17 protein-coding genes are annotated in these 17597 nt (G+C 65.2%); 3 read left to right on the top strand and 14 right to left on the bottom strand.

From position 1 onward, the window contains the following. Window positions 1-21: 21 nt before the first annotated feature. A complete protein-coding gene (locus ACY48M_RS02140; RefSeq protein WP_462818594.1) occupies window positions 22-960 on the bottom strand; it encodes a co-chaperone YbbN in 939 nt (312 codons plus the stop codon). Beyond that, window positions 960-2744 carry a DUF8094 domain-containing protein gene (locus ACY48M_RS02135; protein ID WP_462818593.1) on the bottom strand — a complete coding sequence of 595 codons (1785 nt, stop codon included), beginning with the start codon at window positions 2742-2744 and terminating at the stop codon, window positions 960-962. The genes ACY48M_RS02140 and ACY48M_RS02135 overlap by 1 nt, the downstream gene beginning before the upstream one ends. Before the next feature lie 276 nt (window positions 2745-3020). Between ACY48M_RS02135 and ACY48M_RS02130 the strand changes: the two genes are divergently transcribed. Then, entirely contained in the window at window positions 3021-5270 is a 2250-nt protein-coding gene (locus ACY48M_RS02130; protein ID WP_462818592.1) for a DivIVA domain-containing protein, read from the top strand. 17 nt (window positions 5271-5287) lie between these two features. Then, entirely contained in the window at window positions 5288-6331 is a 1044-nt protein-coding gene (locus ACY48M_RS02125; RefSeq protein ID WP_462818591.1) for an AI-2E family transporter, read from the top strand. A gap of 48 nt (window positions 6332-6379) precedes the next feature. Here ACY48M_RS02125 and ACY48M_RS02120 read toward each other — a convergent pair whose 3' ends face one another. From ACY48M_RS02120 to ACY48M_RS02075, 10 genes are all read right to left on the bottom strand, one after another. Then, window positions 6380-7105 carry an alpha/beta hydrolase gene (locus ACY48M_RS02120; RefSeq protein ID WP_462818590.1) on the bottom strand — a complete coding sequence of 242 codons (726 nt, stop codon included), beginning with the start codon at window positions 7103-7105 and terminating at the stop codon, window positions 6380-6382. A 17-nt stretch (window positions 7106-7122) separates the two neighbouring features. Further along, window positions 7123-7416: a hypothetical protein gene (locus ACY48M_RS02115; protein WP_462818589.1), complete on the bottom strand. Its 294-nt coding sequence runs from the start codon at window positions 7414-7416 to the stop codon at window positions 7123-7125. 14 nt (window positions 7417-7430) lie between these two features. Continuing rightward, entirely contained in the window at window positions 7431-8006 is a 576-nt protein-coding gene (locus ACY48M_RS02110; protein ID WP_462818588.1) for an aggregation-promoting factor C-terminal-like domain-containing protein, read from the bottom strand. Between the two features lie 112 nt (window positions 8007-8118). Continuing rightward, window positions 8119-8679 (bottom strand): DivIVA domain-containing protein, encoded by a 561-nt coding sequence (locus ACY48M_RS02105; RefSeq protein WP_462818587.1) that lies wholly within the window; start codon window positions 8677-8679, stop codon window positions 8119-8121. A 47-nt stretch (window positions 8680-8726) separates the two neighbouring features. Further along, complete coding sequence (locus tag ACY48M_RS02100) at window positions 8727-9713, bottom strand: phosphatidate cytidylyltransferase (protein WP_462818586.1); 987 nt, start codon at window positions 9711-9713, stop codon at window positions 8727-8729. Further along, a complete protein-coding gene (gene frr / locus ACY48M_RS02095; RefSeq protein ID WP_462818585.1) occupies window positions 9714-10268 on the bottom strand; it encodes a ribosome recycling factor in 555 nt (184 codons plus the stop codon). It abuts the gene before it with no gap. Window positions 10269-10314: 46 nt separating this feature from the next. Beyond that, window positions 10315-11031: a UMP kinase gene (pyrH, locus tag ACY48M_RS02090; protein WP_462818584.1), complete on the bottom strand. Its 717-nt coding sequence runs from the start codon at window positions 11029-11031 to the stop codon at window positions 10315-10317. A gap of 103 nt (window positions 11032-11134) precedes the next feature. Beyond that, window positions 11135-11962 (bottom strand): translation elongation factor Ts, encoded by an 828-nt coding sequence (gene tsf / locus ACY48M_RS02085; RefSeq protein ID WP_462818583.1) that lies wholly within the window; start codon window positions 11960-11962, stop codon window positions 11135-11137. A 42-nt stretch (window positions 11963-12004) separates the two neighbouring features. After that, window positions 12005-13009 carry a 30S ribosomal protein S2 gene (gene rpsB / locus ACY48M_RS02080; protein ID WP_462818582.1) on the bottom strand — a complete coding sequence of 335 codons (1005 nt, stop codon included), beginning with the start codon at window positions 13007-13009 and terminating at the stop codon, window positions 12005-12007. A 229-nt stretch (window positions 13010-13238) separates the two neighbouring features. Then, window positions 13239-14786, bottom strand: coding sequence for a BCCT family transporter (locus tag ACY48M_RS02075; RefSeq protein WP_462818581.1), 1548 nt, complete (start codon window positions 14784-14786; stop codon window positions 13239-13241). A gap of 136 nt (window positions 14787-14922) precedes the next feature. Between ACY48M_RS02075 and ACY48M_RS02070 the strand changes: the two genes are divergently transcribed. Beyond that, window positions 14923-15474, top strand: coding sequence for a M23 family metallopeptidase (locus ACY48M_RS02070; RefSeq protein ID WP_462818580.1), 552 nt, complete (start codon window positions 14923-14925; stop codon window positions 15472-15474). A 56-nt stretch (window positions 15475-15530) separates the two neighbouring features. Here the strand turns inward: ACY48M_RS02070 and ACY48M_RS02065 are convergent, their stop codons facing one another. Further along, window positions 15531-16544, bottom strand: coding sequence for an FKBP-type peptidyl-prolyl cis-trans isomerase (locus ACY48M_RS02065; protein WP_462818579.1), 1014 nt, complete (start codon window positions 16542-16544; stop codon window positions 15531-15533). 137 nt (window positions 16545-16681) lie between these two features. Further along, complete coding sequence (locus tag ACY48M_RS02060; protein WP_462818578.1) at window positions 16682-17596, bottom strand: tyrosine recombinase XerC; 915 nt, start codon at window positions 17594-17596, stop codon at window positions 16682-16684. Window position 17597: the final 1 nt, after the last annotated feature.

The raw sequence follows: 17597 nt of genomic DNA, 5'->3' as shown, positions 1-17597 counted from the left end.
CGCTCAGCACGGCAGGTTTGCTCAGTACAGCAGGTTTGTGAGCTGGCGACGGGCCGCGATCACACGGGGGTCGTCGGCGCCAGCGACTTCGAAATACTCGAGGAGCCGAGTGCGCACACGATCGCGACCGGCCTGATCGAGGCCGATGAAGAGGTCGAGGAGGCGCGCGAACGCGTCATCCAGGTGGCCTCCGGAGACATCAAGGTCTGCAACGTCGAGCTGCGCATCGAGGTCGCCGGGCGCGTCGCCCGCCGCGGAGCGGATCGATGCGGCGGTCTTGCCTGCGAGCCGATGCAGCAGGGACACTTGCGCGAGCCCCGCGACCGCGAGATGATCTTTGGGGTTTTGCGCGATGGCCGTCTCGTAGGCCGTGATGGCGGCGGCAAAGTCGGCGCGCTCGATCGCGTCGTACGCCTCCTGGTGGAGCGGCGGCAGCGGCTCCTCGGCTGGCTCCTCGTCGGCCGCCTGAACCTCATCGGCGACAGCGATGCCGGTCACGCCGTTCTGCGATGCGAGCGCGAACAGCTGATCGAAGACCTCGCGGATCTGGTCTTCGGGGATTTCGCCCTCAAACAGGGCGAGCGGTCGACCCCCGATAACTGCAGCAACCGTCGGTACAGCGCTGACGTTGAATGCCTGCTGCAGCTGCGGATTCTGCGTGGCATCGATGCGGGCGAGCACGAGTCGCCCGTTCAGATCACGAACCACCGAAGCGAGGGCGGCCCAGGTGGCACCGGCGTGAAATTCGACGATGACGGGCACCGTGTTCGAGAGTTCAAGCAGCCCCTGGAAGGCTGTGTCGCCGCTATCGAGCACAAGAGCCGGGACAGCCACGCTGGCTCCACCAGCGGCGGCAGCCGGAGCGCCGCTCGCCGGAGCCGCCCCCGCCGGAGGCCGCACGAGCGAGGAGAGGTCAACGGCACCGCGGAGGTGCGCGCCCATCGGTGGGGTGTCGGTCATCAGAGTTCTCCTGCCGCTGTCACGCCTTCGGTCGCCCCGAGCAGACGGATCTTCTCGTCGCTGCCGGCCGGAGGCACATAGAACAGCAACTGGTAGCCATACGTCACGTACACCCCGGTCGTGGTCTCCGAGACGCCGGTCAACAATCGTACCGTCGAGCCGACGCTGATCGTCGCGCCCGCCTCGGTCGGTGTCACCGTCTCAGTGTCGCCGAAACTGAGGGTGAGGATGGCGCCCGTATTGTCGGTCGCGAGAGCAATGCGCTCCCCCGTTCCCTCGGCGGGCGTCGTCGTGAGCGTCGCTGGCCCAGACACGGCCGCGGCCCGGGCCGCACGGGCTTCGGGGCCGGCAACTCCTGACAAGAAGGTGTCGTTTTCGAGGTCGAACTCCTCGGCATACTCACTCGCCGTGCCGTTCACGAGCACGTCAGCGTATGCCGTGGCAACCTCCTCAGGGGTGAGCTTGAGGAATCGATTGTCTGGCGAATACCGCACCGCACCGACCGTCGAGGCCGCGACATCCGGAAACTCGGTCGCCTGCAGGCTCACGGCGTATTGCACGTGATAGTTGTCGCGCGGGGTCTCCTGGCTGAGCACGAGCGCCGTCGGGACCACCGTCTCGTCGTCGGGGTCCTGCACGATGACGAGCGCGACCCTCGGCCACGCATCAGTCTGCTGTGGCAGCGACAGGGCGATCGGCTCGGCGGCGATGGGCGTGAGGGCGGGCTGGGCGCCATCAGCCCGGCGAAGCACATAGTTGGCGTTGCGAACCTCGAGCGCTGGGCCCTCGAAGCGGGTTGCGAGCAGGTCTGAATCGGTTGCGGCATCTGCTTCAGTCGCGACCTGCGAAACATTCGTCATGATGCGCTGGAGTTGGGAATCGGTGACCGCGACATCGCGAAGTGCCGACTCGGTAACCTCCTCGTCAGCCGCGCTCGGTGCTGCCGACGGCGACGATGCGCCGTCAAATTCTGGCCAGCTGTCGGCAGAGCATCCCGTAAAGACAAGGGTGCCAACAACGACGGTCGGCACGAACGCGATGCGAAGACGGCCACTCGCGCGGCGCCCGCGGCTCTGACCTGGAGCGCTCGGTGATGCCGGCTTGACGGCTTTCGCGGCCTTTCGCGCCGAATACTTCGGGGGGCGAGGCAACTTCTGCTTTGTATTCGACTTTCGTCGCGGCCCTCTGGTCTTGCGCCAGTGCGACAGCGCCCAGAGATAGAGGCCGATGCCAACGAGGAGCATGAGCCCACCGGCGGCGAGGAGCGGGCCGGCCCACGGGGTGCGGGTGTCGACTGGCCACGAAATGCTCACATCCTGCGGAGCCGCCGCCGTGCCATCAGACATGAGGAGCACAGAGATCCCCTCCGGCACGTTGGCGGTGAAGGTCAACGAGTTCTCACCGGTGAACTCTGCAAGCCACAGGTCGGAACCGAGGGCCGATGGCACGACGTCTTCGTCACCTTCGACGAGTTCGGCCACGAGTTCGTTGGTCTCCGTGTCGACCGTGAGCACATTGTGGCTCGCCTCGCCGACCCATGCGGTGACGTCGGCGGTGCGGCCATACACGGCCACCACCGCGTCATCGCCCCCGATCGTGAGGCGCTGGCGGCCGTCGTAGGCATGAAGCGCGTCTCCCTCGATCAGGGTGAGCGGAGCATCCGATGTCGTCGATCCCTCAGCGACAAGTCGATCGGGGCCGGCAAAAATCGTGCGCTGGGCGAGCCCAAGGCCGATCAGAACGAATGCGAGTACGAAGCTGACGATCGCTGCAACGAAGCGCAACGAACCCTCCTCTCATGGCGCCGAACAGCCGCGGTGCAATTTCGACTCCAGGGCGTGGCCCCGAGTCGCACGGCCAACGACGCCCTCGGAACGGGCATCGAAACGGCAGGCAAAGACATTCCAGACTAGTCAGCAACCCTGAATGCCGCCTAACAGGAGGCAGGCAGCGCACACCGGGGACGCAAAGCCCACTCTCATGGGAATCGCGGCGAGGCCGCTAAACTCGTGAACTGACCGGTCGGAGCCGACACCGTCTCAAACTCACAGGAGAACACCGTGCCCATCGACGAGGGAACCTTTGCCACCGTCATGCGCGGCTACAACCGCGAAGAGGTTGACTCCGCGCTGCAAGATCTTCGGCGCGAGCTGATCAAGGCCAATAGCGACAAAGCCGACGCCGCAAAAGAGATCAAGCGACTCAAAGCCACGGTCGATGACCTTCAGGCAGAGATCGACGAGACCGGCAGCCCCACCTACGCTGGGCTCGGCACCAAACTCGAGAACACCCTGAGGATCGCCGAAGAGCAGTCGACGCGGCTCATCAGCCAGGCCGACATCGACGCCGAAAAGCTGCGCAGCAGCGTGCAAGCCGAGGTGCAGTCCGTGCGCGCCGAAGCGGCCGACGCTGCAGATCGACTCATCGCCGATGCGACCGCCCGCGCCGAGAAGATGGTGACGGATGCCCGCACCGAGGCCGAAGAGCTCACCGGAAGGGCACGCACCGAAGCCGACACGCTCACGCAGGATGCCCTCCGCGAGGCGGCAAGCATCCGCGGTGCCGTCGCGACGGAAGCAGCGGAGGTGCGAACCACCGCGAAGCGTGAGGCCGCCGCTGTGCGCGCTGAAGCTGAACGCGAAGCCGCCGAGCTGCGCGCGGTCGTTGAACGTGAGGCCAGTGAGGCACGCGAAGCCGCCTCGACCCTGGCCCGCGACACCGAGCGAGCTCGCGTGGAGTTCACCGCCGAAAATGAGAAACTCCGGGGTGACCTCGAGCGCGAGATCGAGCAGAAGCGCACCGACCTCGACCGGCATGTCGAGACAACCCGCGCCGAACTCGCCACCACGGTGGCACACACCCGCGCCGAACTCGAGCGCGAAATCACCGAAGCCCGCACGGCCCTTGAGCTCGACACGGCCGAAGCCCGCGGCGCACTCGAACGCGACACCGCCGAAGCCCGCGGCGCACTCGAACGCGACACCGCCGAAGCCCGCGGCGCACTCGAACGCGACACCGCCGAAGCCGCGGCTCGACTTGCCTCCGACACGGCGGATGCGACCGCGGCGCTCGAACGCGAAACAGCGCAGGCGCGTGCCGAACTCGAGCAAGAGATCAGCGCCCGGCGTGGAGAGCTCGACCGTGAGATCACCACTCGCCGCGATGAGCTCGACCGCGAGATCGCTGCCCGTACCGCTGAAATCGACACCGAGGTGGAGATGAAGCGGGCCGCGATCGACAGCGAGGTCGAGGTCAAGCGCGCCGAAATCGACACCGAGGTCGAGGTGAAGCGCGCCGCAATTGACCAGGAGGTCGCCGCAAAGCGCGCCGAGGTCGACCGCGACGTCGAAGCGAAGCTCGGCGCGATCGAACGTGAGGTCGCCGCGCAGCGTGCTCAGCTCGAGCACGACACGGCCGAGGAGCAGGCCCGGGTGCGTGAGGATGCCACGCGCATCCGCACCGAACTCGAGAACGAGGCGGCACGCATCCGCACCGAACTCGAAAACGAGGCAGAGAAGGTGCGCTCCGCCCTCGACCGTGAGGCGGCCCAAACCCGCGCCGAGGTCCAGCGCGAGACGATTGCCGCTCGCACCGCGCTCGGCGAAGAGATTTCTCGGGCACGGAGCGAGGTCGCCGAAGAGACAACTCGCGCGCGGGCAGAGCTCGAACTCGAGACGACGAAGCTTCGCGACGCCGTCGAGGCCGAGACCACGACAGCACTGGCGTCACTGCGACACGATGTCGAGAAGCAGCGCACCGACCTCGCTCGAGACATCGCGATGCAGCGCGCAGCACTCAAGCACGAAGACGAGACAGTGCGAGCGGCCCTTGCCGCCGAGGCCGACGAAGCGAGGACGACCATCTCCCGAGAGGTCGAACAGGCGCGAATCGATCTCGACGTCGAACTCACAGCACGGCGCGACGAGGCAGAGAAGGGATTCCTCGCGAAGCAGCAGGAGGCTGTGGCTCAAACGCAGCGCTACCTCGACGAGGCGCAGGCGCAGCTCGCAGAGGCCACCAAGCGGGCTGCAGAGAAGCGCAAGGAGGCCGAAGAACTCGAATCCGGGTCGAAGGCCGAGGCCCGTGCGCTGCGCGAAGAAACCTCCGCAACCGCCGCGGAGATCCTCGCGAACGCCGAGAAGCGCTCCCGCGCCATCATCGATGACGCGGAACGCGAATCCGCTCGCCTCGTGTCGGAAGCCGAGGAGAGCCTCGCCAAGATTAGGATCGAGCGAGACGCCGTCGCGGGATACTTCGAGAACCTCCGCGGCATGCTCAAAGAAGCCGAGAAAATCACCAGCGAGAGCTGAGCGCACAAGGGAGCCCGATGAAGATCCAGAACGCGTTTCGGTTCGGACTTCTCGGAGGACTCGGCGTCCTCGTAGCGATCGGTATCGGCGCGGCCATCGGCAGCCTCGCAACGATCCTCACGTACATCGGTGCAGCACTGTTCATCGCGCTCGGACTTGACCCGCTCGTCTCATTCCTCGAACGCAAGCGATTTCCTCGCTGGCTCGCCATTCTCACGGTGCTCGCCGGCGTGATCGGGGCCGCGACAGGCCTCGTGTTCGCGCTCATTCCGGTGATCGTCGCGCAGGTCGAGCGCCTGGTTGCGCAGGTGGTCGACATCATTGACCTCGCGCAAAGCGATGCCCTCGTCGGCGAGATCCAGCGGATCTTCCCCGCCCTCGACGTGCCGCTCGTGTTCGAAGAGATCACGAAGTTCGTGTCGGAGCTCGACTTCTTCAGCATCGGCGGCGGTGTGCTCCAGGCCGGCATCGGGATCGCGACGGCCGCATTTGGCGCCGTCATCATCCTCATCCTCACGCTGTATTTCGTCTCTTCGCTGCACACCATGAAGCGCGGGCTCTACCAGCTCATTCCGGCCTCACGGCGGGGCAAGTTCATCGACATCGCCGAACAGGTCATCGAGTCGGTCGGTCGCTACGTCGTCGGGCAGGCCACCCTGGCACTCATCAATGGTGTGCTGAGCTTCATCTTCCTCTCCATCATCGGCGCGCAGTACTCGGTGCTACTCGCCTTCATCGCCTTCTTGTTCAGCCTCGTGCCGCTCGTCGGAACCCTCACGGGTTCCGCGCTGATCGTGCTCAGCGTGCTCGTCTTTAACGGCTGGCCCACCGTCATTTTTGCTGCGGTCTGGTATCTCGTCTACATGCAGATCGAGGCGTATGTCATCAACCCGCGCATCATGAATCGGGCGGTGAAAGTGCCCGGGGTGCTCGTTGTGATCGCTGCACTCGCTGGCGGCGCGCTTCTCGGCGTGCTCGGCGCGCTCGTGGCCATCCCGGTCGCGGCATCCGTGCTCATCGTCGTGAAGCAGGTCTTCATCCCCCGCCAGAACGAGCTCTGAACCAGCGAGGCGGTGCTTCCTGGCCTGGTTTGGCCCTGCACCGCGGGTTCAGGCGAGCGAGGCCGCTGGATATTCGGTCGGGAGCGGTGCAGCAGCTGGGTTCAGCCTCGCGACGATCTCGTTGAGCACCCGCCTCGTCTGCTGCTCCCCAACCCACAGGTGACGCCCGTCTTCAACGGCGATCATCTCGGCCTCCGGCACTGCGGCGAACCGCTGGGCGGCCTCCTCCGGGCGCAAGAAGTCATCGAGCTCCGGCACCACCGCGATCATGCGTTTGCCGCTTGAAGCCCACGCCGCGAGCTCCTCATCGCTTGTGCGACGCAGTGGCGGGGAGAGCAGGATGAGACCGGGAACATCGTAGGCACGACCGTGCTTGAGCGCGACCTCCGTGCCGAAGGACCAGCCGACAAGCCACGGCGATGGGAGCCCGCGCGCGCGCACGAACTCGACAGCGGCGCGCAGGTCAAAGGCCTCATCGACCCCATCGCCGAACTCACCATCGCTCGTGCCGCGCGGCGACGTCGTGCCACGGAAGTTGAAGCGCAGCACCGCGATATCGGCAAGGGCGGGAAGTCGCGCCGCGGCCTTGCGGATGATGTGAGAGTCCATAAACCCGCCGGCTGTCGGCAGCGGATGCAATGCGAGCATCGTTGCGACGGGCGTTGCAGTCAGCGGCAGGGCGAGTTCGCCAACGAGCGTGAGCCCGTCGTCGGTGTGCAACTCGATGTCTTCGCGAATGGCCGGAAGCTCGATGCCAGCCCTGATCTCAGTCATGTCCGTCAATGCTGTCCCTACTTGATCTTCCAACAGTGCGAATGCCAGTGTCGACGCTCGGAGAGTGCGTGCTGTTCGCCCAGGAACGCGTCGCTGCGCCACGCGACGACGTGAGCGGTGCCGGGAGCAACCGGCACCGAGCATCCGGGGCAGGAGTATTGCTTGAGCGCTGACGGGGCGGCGATCGGCTGCACGGTCCACTCGCCGTCGCGCTTCGATTCCGTTCGGCGCCCACCGAGGAGCGCAGCCGTGAGGTCGCGATCGTCACCGACCGGGGCGCGTCGTCCGCGCGGACGATTCGACCTGGGCATGCATCCCAGTGTAGTTAGTACCAGCCTTTGACCTGGCTGGCACTGTAGGCGCCGCAGGGCGTCTGGTAGCGACCCTGGATGTAGCCGAGGCCCCAGGTGATCTGCGTTGCGGGATTCGTGGCCCAGTCGGCGCCGACCGACGCCATCTTCTCGCCCGGGAGCGACTGCGGGATGCCGTAGGCGCCGCTCGATGCATTGTGGGCGTAGACGTTCCAGCCCGACTCTTTGTTCCAAAGCGCGACGAGGCAGTCGAATTCCGCGGCGCTCCAGCCGCGAGCCATCACCATGTCATAGGCAATGGCCTGAGCAGATCCAGGGTCGGGTGCGCCAGCCGCAGGAGCCTGCCGCACGGTCGGCTCTGGTTCCACATACGCCTTCGCCTCGAAGCTGTCCCGCCCGAGCGGCTCGAGTGCGGTGGCCTCGACCGTGATGGTCTGTGCGACATCAGCGCTTGCGAGCGAGTTCGCATCAGCATCCGCCTGCGCGGTCTCAAGACTGTTCGGTGCCATGACAGAAACGAACATGACCCCCGCCGCGACCGTGAAGGCGAACACCTGGAGAGCGAGTCTGCTGTGAAGTCGAGTCGCCAACGGCGCTCCGCTCGACCGAGGCGTTCCGGCCGGGAGCGCGCGATGATTCGCTCGGGTACTCACAGTGAAGAGACTGTACCCCACTCGACCGACAAAGCGCACCCCGCCTCGGTCATTCGACCGCCTGGATGATGTCGACCACCGCGTCGAGCAGCATGTCTACCTGGCTCTCTCGGTAGCCGCCGCGCTGCGGGCGGAACGCCGCCGAGCGCACCTCGGAGGCCGTCAACGGTGCCCCCTCACTCAGATAGGCAGCGACTCGATCGGCGAGCGCATCGACCTCGACGCGTCGATAACCGTTCGCCAAGAGGTTCACCCGTGCAAAGCGGTGGCCGGTCGGCCGCGCAAGGCGGTCGACGATCTCCTGCGCAATCTGCCGCTTCTCCAGCACGATCGCCTGCTCGCCGAGCTGGGCGGAACGGCGGTCGCGCTCTCGGGCCGCAAAGGCGTCCTCCAAGCGCTCGAGGGCCGCATCGACATGCTCGGGCGAGTATCCGCCCTTCTGCATGGCGAATGCCGTGCGGCGGATGTCGGAAGCACCGATCGCGGAGACCTCGCCGCGCTCCGTCGTGTAGGCACGACGGGCATCCTCAAGAAAGTCCTCGACCTGCTCGATGTTGTAGCCAGGACGGTTCCTGCGGGTCTTCGGAAAAGTAGCACTCACCCGACCCATTGTGCCTTACGCACTGGGCGGCACCCTGTCGCGCCGCCGAGAGGGCCTTAGCCGAAGAGGTAGAAGAGCACCCACGCCGCCGCGGCACTCGGCAGGATCGAATCGAGACGGTCGAGAAAGCCGCCGTGACCGGGCAGCCAGGTGCTGATGTCCTTGATGCCGAGGTCGCGCTTGATGAGCGATTCGGTGAGGTCGCCGATCGTCGCCGTGAACACCATCGCCAGCCCGAAAATCACACCGAGCCACCACGGCTTGTCGAGCAGCAACACCGTGAGCAGGATGCCGGCGACCTGCGTCGCCACGACAGCCCCCGCGAGCCCCTCCCACGTCTTGCCAGGGCTGATCCGCGGGGCCATCTTGTGGCGGCCGAACGTGATGCCGCTCGCATACGCCCCGATATCCGCCGCGACCACCGTGACGATAAAGGTCAACACCCACCACTCGCCGCCCTCCTGGGCCGTGAGCAACACCGCAAACCCCGCCATGAAGGGGATGTACACCTGCACGAGCGTGCCGCCGGCAAGGTCACGCCAAAAGTCGGCGGCGCTCCCCCGGTGGCTCGGACGGAGGAGCTCCACCGTGCGCCAGAGCGCGACGAGAGCAATGCCGGCGAGCGCGGCGAGCCACTTGCCATCGCCGCCGAGATAGAACGCCGCCGGAACGGTCGCGACCGCTGCCAACACGGTGGGAAAGCGAGGCACGTTGCGACCGGCGAACCGCAGGGCGCTCGCGAGTTCAAACGCCGTGAAGGCCACGAGGGCACCGGCGAACACCATGAACAACTCTTTTGCGACCATGAGGCTCAGCAGCAGCAGCGCGCCAAGCCCCAAACCGATCATGGTCGCAGCGAAAAGGTTCCTGCCGGCCTTCGCCTCGATGCGCACATTGGTCGCCTCGAGCTGCGCCCGCCGCACCTCGAACTGCGCCCTGATGTCATCAGCGGTTGCGTGCGCGAGCGCCTCCAGCTCATCGCGATTCTTGCGCCGACGGCCGAATCGTGATGCAGGCGTTGGGTCGTCCGACTGCTCAGCCATTTAGACCTCGAGCAGCTCGGCTTCCTTCTTCTTGAGCGCGTCGTCGATCGCGTCAATGTGCGTCTTCGTGACCGCCTCAAGCTCCTTCTCGCCGCGAGCGACCTCGTCTTCGCCGACCTCGGACTTGAGCCCGTCGAGATCGTCCTTCGCCTTGCGACGGATGTTGCGGATCGACACCTTCGAGTCTTCGGCCTTCACCTTCACAAGCTTGACGTACTCCTTGCGGCGGTCTTCTGTGAGCTCGGGCAACACGGCGCGAATGATGTTGCCGTCGTTGCCGACATTCGCACCGAGGTGCTGCGCGGCGACGATGGCCTTCTCGATGTCTTTCAGCGCCGACTTGTCGAAGGGCGTGATGATGAGCATCCGCGCTTCGGGGTTATTCATCGTGGCGAGCTGGCCGAGCGGTGTCGGGGTGCCGTAGTAGTCGACGAGCAGCTTCTGAAAGAGCGCCGGGTTTGCGCGACCCGTGCGCACATTGGCGAAATCATCTTTTGCCGCCTCGACCGACTTGCCCATCTTGTCTTTGGCCTCGGCCAACACGTCGCTGATCATTGGTGCTCCTTCGGGGTTGCGTGCGAGTTTACCGGCACGGCCGGTGCTAGTTGCTGACGAGCGTGCCGATGGCCTCGCCACGGATGGCCGAGGCGATATTGCCGGCGGGTTCCATGCCAAACACGACCATCGGCATCCCGTTATCCATGCAAAGGCTGAACGCCGTCGAGTCGACCACCTTGAGCCCCTGCACGAGGGCCTCCTGGTAGGTCACCTTCTCGAGCTTCTCGGCCGACTCGTTCTTGCGAGGGTCATCGTCGTAGACACCATCGACGCCATTCTTCGCGACGAGCACGACATCGGCGCCAATCTCGAGCGCACGCTGCGCAGCGACCGTGTCAGTCGAAAAGTATGGAAGCCCGGCGCCCGCGCCAAAGATGACAACGCGCCCCTTCTCGAGGTGGCGTTCCGCGCGGAGCGGGATGTATGGCTCAGCGACCTGCGTCATGGTGATCGCCGACTGCACCCTGGTCGCAGCACCGGCCTGTTCGAGGAAGTCCTGGAGGGCGAGCGCGTTCATCACCGTGCCCAGCATGCCCATGTAGTCGGCGCGTCCACGCTCCATGCCACGCTGACTGAGCTCCGCGCCTCGGAAAAAGTTGCCCCCACCGACAACAATCGCGATCTCAACATCGACCGCAGCCGCAGCGATCTCTCGCGCAAGCCCGCTCACGACGTCGGGGTTGACCCCGAGCTGACCTGCGCCGAAGGCCTCCCCCGAGAGCTTGAGGAGCACCCTCCGCTTGCCGGTCACAGATGTCATGGTGTCTCCCTCGGTGGTGATGACTACAGGGTATTCGGTTGACCCGCAGAAAGGGGGCCCGAGACGCTGTGCGCCCCGGGCCCCCTCAATGTACGACTGTGGACTACGCGCCAACCTTGAAGCGGGCGAAGCCCGTCACGGTGATGCCAGCATCCTGTGCAACCTTGGCGATGCTCAGCTTGTTGTCGCGAGCGTAGTCCTGCTCAAGCAGTGCGACCTGCTTGTAGTATGCGCCAAGACGGCCCTCGATGATCTTCGGCAGAGCGGCCTCAGGCTTGCCCTCGCCGCGGCTGATCTCCTCAACGATGCGACGCTCGTTCTCGACATCGGCATCCGACACGTCTTCACGGGAGAGCACGGACGGGTTCGCGAACGAGATGTGCTGCGCGATGCCGCGCGCCGTCTCGGCGTCGTCACCCGAGTACCCGAGGACCACGCCGATCTGGGGCGGGAGATCCTTGCTCGTCTTGTGAAGGTAGATCTCGAAGTTGTCGGCCTCGATCACAGAGACGCGGCGGAGCTCAAACTTCTCACCGATAACAGCGGCCTCTTCGTTGATCGCGTCAGCGACGGTCTTGCCGTCGACGGATGCCGCGAGGGCCTCCTCGACGGTCTTCGCACCGGCAGCGACGGTAGCGTCGAGCACCTTCTCGCTCAGGGCGATGAACTTGTCACCCTTGGCGACAAAGTCGGTCTCGCACGCGAGCTCGATCAGCGTGGCGGAACCGTTGCCGGCCTTGCCCGCCACGACACCCTCGCTCGTGGAACGGTCAGCGCGCTTCGCGTTGCCCTTGGCGCCCTTGAGACGCAGGAGCTCGGTGGCCTTCTCGAGGTCACCACCCGCCTCAACGAGCGCGTTCTTCGTGTCGACCATGCCGGTGCCGAGGCGCTCGCGCAGGATCTTGATGTCTTCCAGGCTGAAATCTGCCATGGGAACTCCTAAATTGTTGTGGTCGTGACCAGCGGTCGTGGACTACTTTGCGTCGGTGGCGGCGGAGTCGGTGGCCGGGGCCTTCTCGGCCTCAGTCGCCTCGGCCTCGATCTTCGCTTCGACCTCGGCCTTGGTCTCGGGAGCGTGCTCCGGCGTCACGTCAGCAGCATCGGCAGCCTTTTCGGCGACCGCAGCATCGGCGTCGTTCTCTTGGACCGTCGCGCCGACGCCCTCAGTCTGGCCAGCATCCGACTTCGCGTCGTCGTCTGACGTCGCTGCGGTGTCGGACTGGCCGAGCAGCTCGGCCTCCCACTCCGCGAGCGGCTCGACGGCCGAAACGTTGCCCTCTTCGGGCTTCTGGTGGCGCTGGATGAGACCCTCGGCAGCAGCATCCGCAATGATGCGGGTAAGCAGGCCAACCGAGCGGATGGCGTCGTCGTTGCCCGGGATCGGGTACTGCACCTCGTCTGGGTCGCAGTTGGAGTCGAGGATGGCGATCACTGGGATGCCGAGCTTCTTGGCCTCGTCGATCGCGAGGTGCTCCTTCTTGGTGTCGACAACCCAGATCGCCGAAGGCGTCTTCGTGAGGTTGCGGATACCACCAAGCGACTTGTGCAGCTTGTCGAGCTCACGCTTCTTGATAAGGAGCTCCTTCTTGGTGAAGCCCTTCGTGGTGTCGTCGAAGTCGAGCTCCTCGAGCTCCTTCATGCGTGCGAGGCGCTTGCTCACCGTCTGGAAGTTGGTGAGGAGGCCACCGAGCCAGCGCTGGTTGACGAACGGCTGGCCGACGCGCTGCGCCTGCTCAGCGATCGCGTTCTGCGCCTGCTTCTTGGTGCCGACGAAGAGGATGGTGCCGCCGTGGGCGACCGTCTCCTTGACGTAGTCATAGGTCTTGTCGATGTAGGCGAGCGACTGCTGCAAATCGATGATGTGGCTGCCCGAGCGCTCCGTGAGGATGAAGCGCTTCATCTTGGGGTTCCAACGACGGGTCTGGTGTCCGAAGTGGACGCCGCTGTCGAGCAGCTGGCGAATGGTGACGACGGCCATGGCCGTTCTCCTTCTCTCGCACGACACCGCATCACGGCGGTCGTGCGTATTCTCAGTTGATATCGCGCCGGTCGGCGCAGAACCTGGTGCCCGGCGCGCATCCGCCCCTATCGTCTGAGCGACGATGGTGGGGACTGAATGGATGCGGTGGCCTTCTGGGCACGCGTAGTCACCCCGAATTCACGGGATGCAGTGGAAACTATATCACCAGCACGTGAGACGGATGGCGTCAGAACGCCTCGGGCTTGCGTCGCTCCCGCCCGAACGCGATGGCAGTCGCCCAGCAGATGAGAATCATGACGATGCTGAAAGGGAGGGCCGTCGTGATGGCCGCCGTCTTGAGCGCATCGAGGCCACCGAAGAGGAGCAGTGCGATTGCGACAAGTGCCGTGATTGTCGCGAAGAAGATGCGGATCCAGTTCTTGGGTTCGACCTGGCCGCCCGTCGCGATCATCCCCATGACGAGGGACCCTGAATCGGACGATGTGATGAAGAAGACCGCGATGAGCAGGATGGCACCAAAGGTGAGCACGGTGCCACCCGGGAGCTCCTCGAAGACGAGGAAGAGTGATCCGTCGAGATCGACCGAGCCGTCCGCCGCGATAAGACCTCCGCTCCCGGCGGTCTCGCGGTGGATCGCGACACCACCCAGCACGCTGAACCACAAGAACGTGATCGCCGTCGGAACAAGGAGCACACCAGCGACGAACTGGCGCACAGTCCGGCCCCTGGAGATGCGAGCAATGAAGATGCCGACGAACGGCGCCCACGACATCCACCAGCCCCAGTAGAACGTCGTCCAGTCGGCCTGCCATTCCTCGCCCGCCTGACCGGAGAAAGCACTCACGGTAAATGCCATGCCGAGGAAGTTCTGCAGGTAGTTGCCGATCGACTGCACGAACTCCCTCAGCAGGTACTGTGTCGGGCCTGCGAAGAGCACGAACAACAAGATGGCCCCTGCGAGCAGAAGGTTAATGGTCGAGAGCCACTTCATTCCCTTCTTCACCCCCGTGACGAGCGAGATGATGGTCAGGATTGTGATCACGACGATGATCGCGATCTGCACGACGGTGGAGCTGTCGGCGATTCCGGCACTCTCGAGGCCTGCACTGATCTGCAGCACGCCGAGTCCGAGCGATGTCGCGACACCGAACAGCGTGCCGACGAGCGCGACGACATCGATGAGGTTGCCCCACCCGCCGTGCACGCGACGCCCGAGCAGGGGCTCAAGTGCCCACCGGATGGAGACTGGTCGCCCGCGCCGGTGGATCGCGTAGGCGAGGGCGAGGCCGACGACGACGTAGATCGCCCAGGCGTGGAACCCCCAGTGGAGAAATGTCTGGGAGAGGGCATTCTGTGCGAGCACGCTCTCGCCGCCGGTGACGCCAGGGCGCGGATTGGCGAAGTGGCTTAGCGGTTCGGCAACGCCGTAGAACACGAGGCCGATTCCCATCCCCGCCGCGAAGAGCAGCGAGAGCCAGGCGAGATTCGAGAATTCCGGCTCGTCATCGTCTCGGCCGAGCTTGATGTCGCCGAATCTGCTGAACCCCATCCAGAGCGCGAAGAAGACAAAGAGTGCTGCGATGAGCACGTAGTACCAACTGAAGTTCTGGACGATGCCCGACTGCAGCGCCCCAAAGAGCGCCTCCGCCGCATCGGGAGTGATGATCGCGAACGCCACAAAACCAATCACGATCGTCGCTGCCGGCCAAAACACCCACCCGCGGACCGCGGTCGTAGGTGTCGGCGGCGTTGTGGCCTTCTCAGCGATCGACATCTTGCAATCGTGCATCGAGTTGTGCTCTCACGCTAGAGGCAGGCACGCTTCCTCCCCAGGAGCACTCGAGACCCTCGACTCCACATCACGACAGCGAGCGCTGCGGCGCGCTTGCCTCGTGCGCGATCCTTCATGCGTGCCGCTTCTCACGTCTGCGAGGATGCTTCGGCTCAGCATCCTCGGCGCAGTCCTCGCCGTCGGTCTCGGATCCGTCTCCCCCGCCGTCTCCGTCGCCGCGCAGACGAGAGAAGCGGCCACTGTTGACCCGCAACGGTGGGACTGGCCGGTCGCCCCACCCCACGCGATCGTGCATCCGTTTCGGGCACCAGCCGATCGCTACAGCGCTGGGCACCGAGGCATCGACATCGCTGCGGCGCCTGGAGAGACGATCTTTGCCCCGGCAGACGGCACCGTGCATTTCGCGGGCACCGTCGTCGACCGACCGGTGCTCTCGGTGCGTCATGCTGGCGGCTTCATCTCAAGCTATGAGCCGGTCACGACAACCCTCGCCGCCGGCGACCTTGTTCGCGCCGGAGACGCGATCGGCACACTCGATGTCGTCGCTCGACACTGTGCGAGCGCCTGCCTCCACTTCGGTGTGCGACTCGATGACGAGTACGTGTCACCCCTTCTGCTCCTCGAAGGGCTCCCGAGATCTGTGCTCCTCCCGACGCGCGGTGCCTCATGAGTCAGTCCCGTGAGACAGTCCCGTGTGTTGCACTGCGGCCGGGAGGAGTGAGCAAATCAGCCGCCCGCGGTGGCGCTGATGATGTCGATCGTAAAGATGATCGTGTCGGTGCCGCCAATGCCCTCGGTTCCGCTGGAGCCGTAGCCGTAGTCCGGCGGAATCACGACGACCACCTGCGATCCGATCGTCTGTCCAACGATCGCTGCACCGAAGCCTGGGATGACGCTGTCGGTCGTGAACGATGTCGACTCGCCACGGGACCACGAAGAGTCGAAGGTTTCGCCGGTGTTCCAGTTGACCCCCGTGTAGTGAACCTCAACGGAATCGTTCTCAGCGACGACCTCACCGTCACCCTCGGTGATGACCGCAAGCGTGAGTTCGGTGAGCGGTTCGGAGTCGGGGAGGGTCACCGTCGGTGTGCCGTCGTCGGCGTAGGTCACGGAGGGCATTCCCTCGGAGTCGGGCTCGACGATAACCATGTCGGCCGCCGCATCGACGGCGTGAATGACGTCGGTGACATCGAAGACGAACACGAGCGTGTCATCAGCGCCTACGCCAAGATCGGTGCTGCCTGCTTCACCAAACGCGTCTGCCGATGGGATCACTGCGACGATGCGATCGCCCGCAACAGCGCAGTTGAGTGCCTTCACGATTCCGGGGAGAAACTGGGTCTCGTCGATGACGAAGCCAACGGGTGACGCTTCTGCCCCATGCCCCGTGGATTCGATCTGCTCGCCGGTGCCACCGTGGAACAGCGTGTAAGAGACGCCGACGGTTGATCCGTCGGTTGCCTCATCGACGCCGTCGCCCTCGATGAGCACAGTGCGCTCGGTGCGGTCGGTTTCGATCGGGGTTTCGAATGAGACGACCGGGGTTGTGCCGGCCTCGCCCTCAACTGTGACCGATGCGGATGCGGCACCTCCGCTTGCGCATTCAGCGGAGGCGGAGGTCGTTGCGGTGTCGTCGTCAGCCTCATCCGATGCGCACGAAGAGAGCGCAAGGGTGGCACCCACCGCAAGAGCAATGACGGCGGGAAGAGCGCGGCGTTTGGCCGGAGAAGAAAAGAGCACAGGGAGACTTTCGGTTGCAGGGTCTGGTGAGGCGGAGCAGAGGCACGAGGTGGGACAGGTGCGTTGTGGTGTACCGAATCTGCATTGGCACACCCAACACTCTCACTCAAGCGGCTTTGCGTGCGCTGTGAGCGACGCTAGGCACGCGGGTGCGCTGATTGATACGACGTTCGGAGTCGATCGAGCGAGACGTGGGTGTAAACCTGCGTTGTGCCGAGGCTGGCATGGCCGAGGAGTTCCTGCACGGCTCGGAGGTCCGCTCCCCCATCGAGGAGATGCGTCGCGGCCGTATGCCGGAGGGCGTGAGGGCCGGCCGGGCCGCCGCCCGGAATCGCCTCGAGTAGCGACGAGACGAGCGTGTACACCGCGCGCGCGCCGAGGCGCCCACCCCGATCGGCAATGAAGACCGCCCGACCAGCACCTCCCCCGCCCGTCGCGAAAAGTATCGGCCTCGCGTCGCTCAGGTAGTCAACGATCGCCTGCTTCGCCGGCACCCCAAACGGCACCACACGCTGCTTCGACCCCTTGCCCGTGACGCGCACGGTGAGCCGCGACAGGTCGACGTCGTCAATGTCGAGACCGACAAGCTCACTCACTCGGAGCGCCGAGGCGTAGAGGAGTTCGATGATCGCGAGATCGCGGAGGGCAGCAGGCTCCGCTCCGCGCGCACGCTGCCAGAGAGAGTCGAGCATTGCGTCCATCTGCGCGCGCGTGAGCACCCGCGGGAGGTGGCGGTCGGGTCGCGGGGCGCGAAGCCGCGCCGCGGCATCCGTCTCACCGTCGTGATGACGCGCCCACCAGGCGCTGAGCCCACGAGCCGACGCCGATCGTCTGGCCAGGGTCGCCTTGGAGAGCCCTCGTTGCGATTCTCGCCACAGCCAGTCGCGAAGGAGTTCGAGGCCGAGCGCTTCGAAATCGTCAACGCCCTGCTCGTGGGCGAACTCGGATAACCCGAGCAGGTCGGCGCGGTAGGCGCGCACGGTGTTTTCGCTGAATCCCCGTTCGTGCCGGAGGTATCGCGTGTAGGCGTCGACCGCGTCGTCGAGCCGCATG

The sequence above is a fragment of the Homoserinimonas flava genome (assembly GCF_054969005.1).
This window is presented reverse-complemented; position numbering and strand designations above follow the sequence as displayed.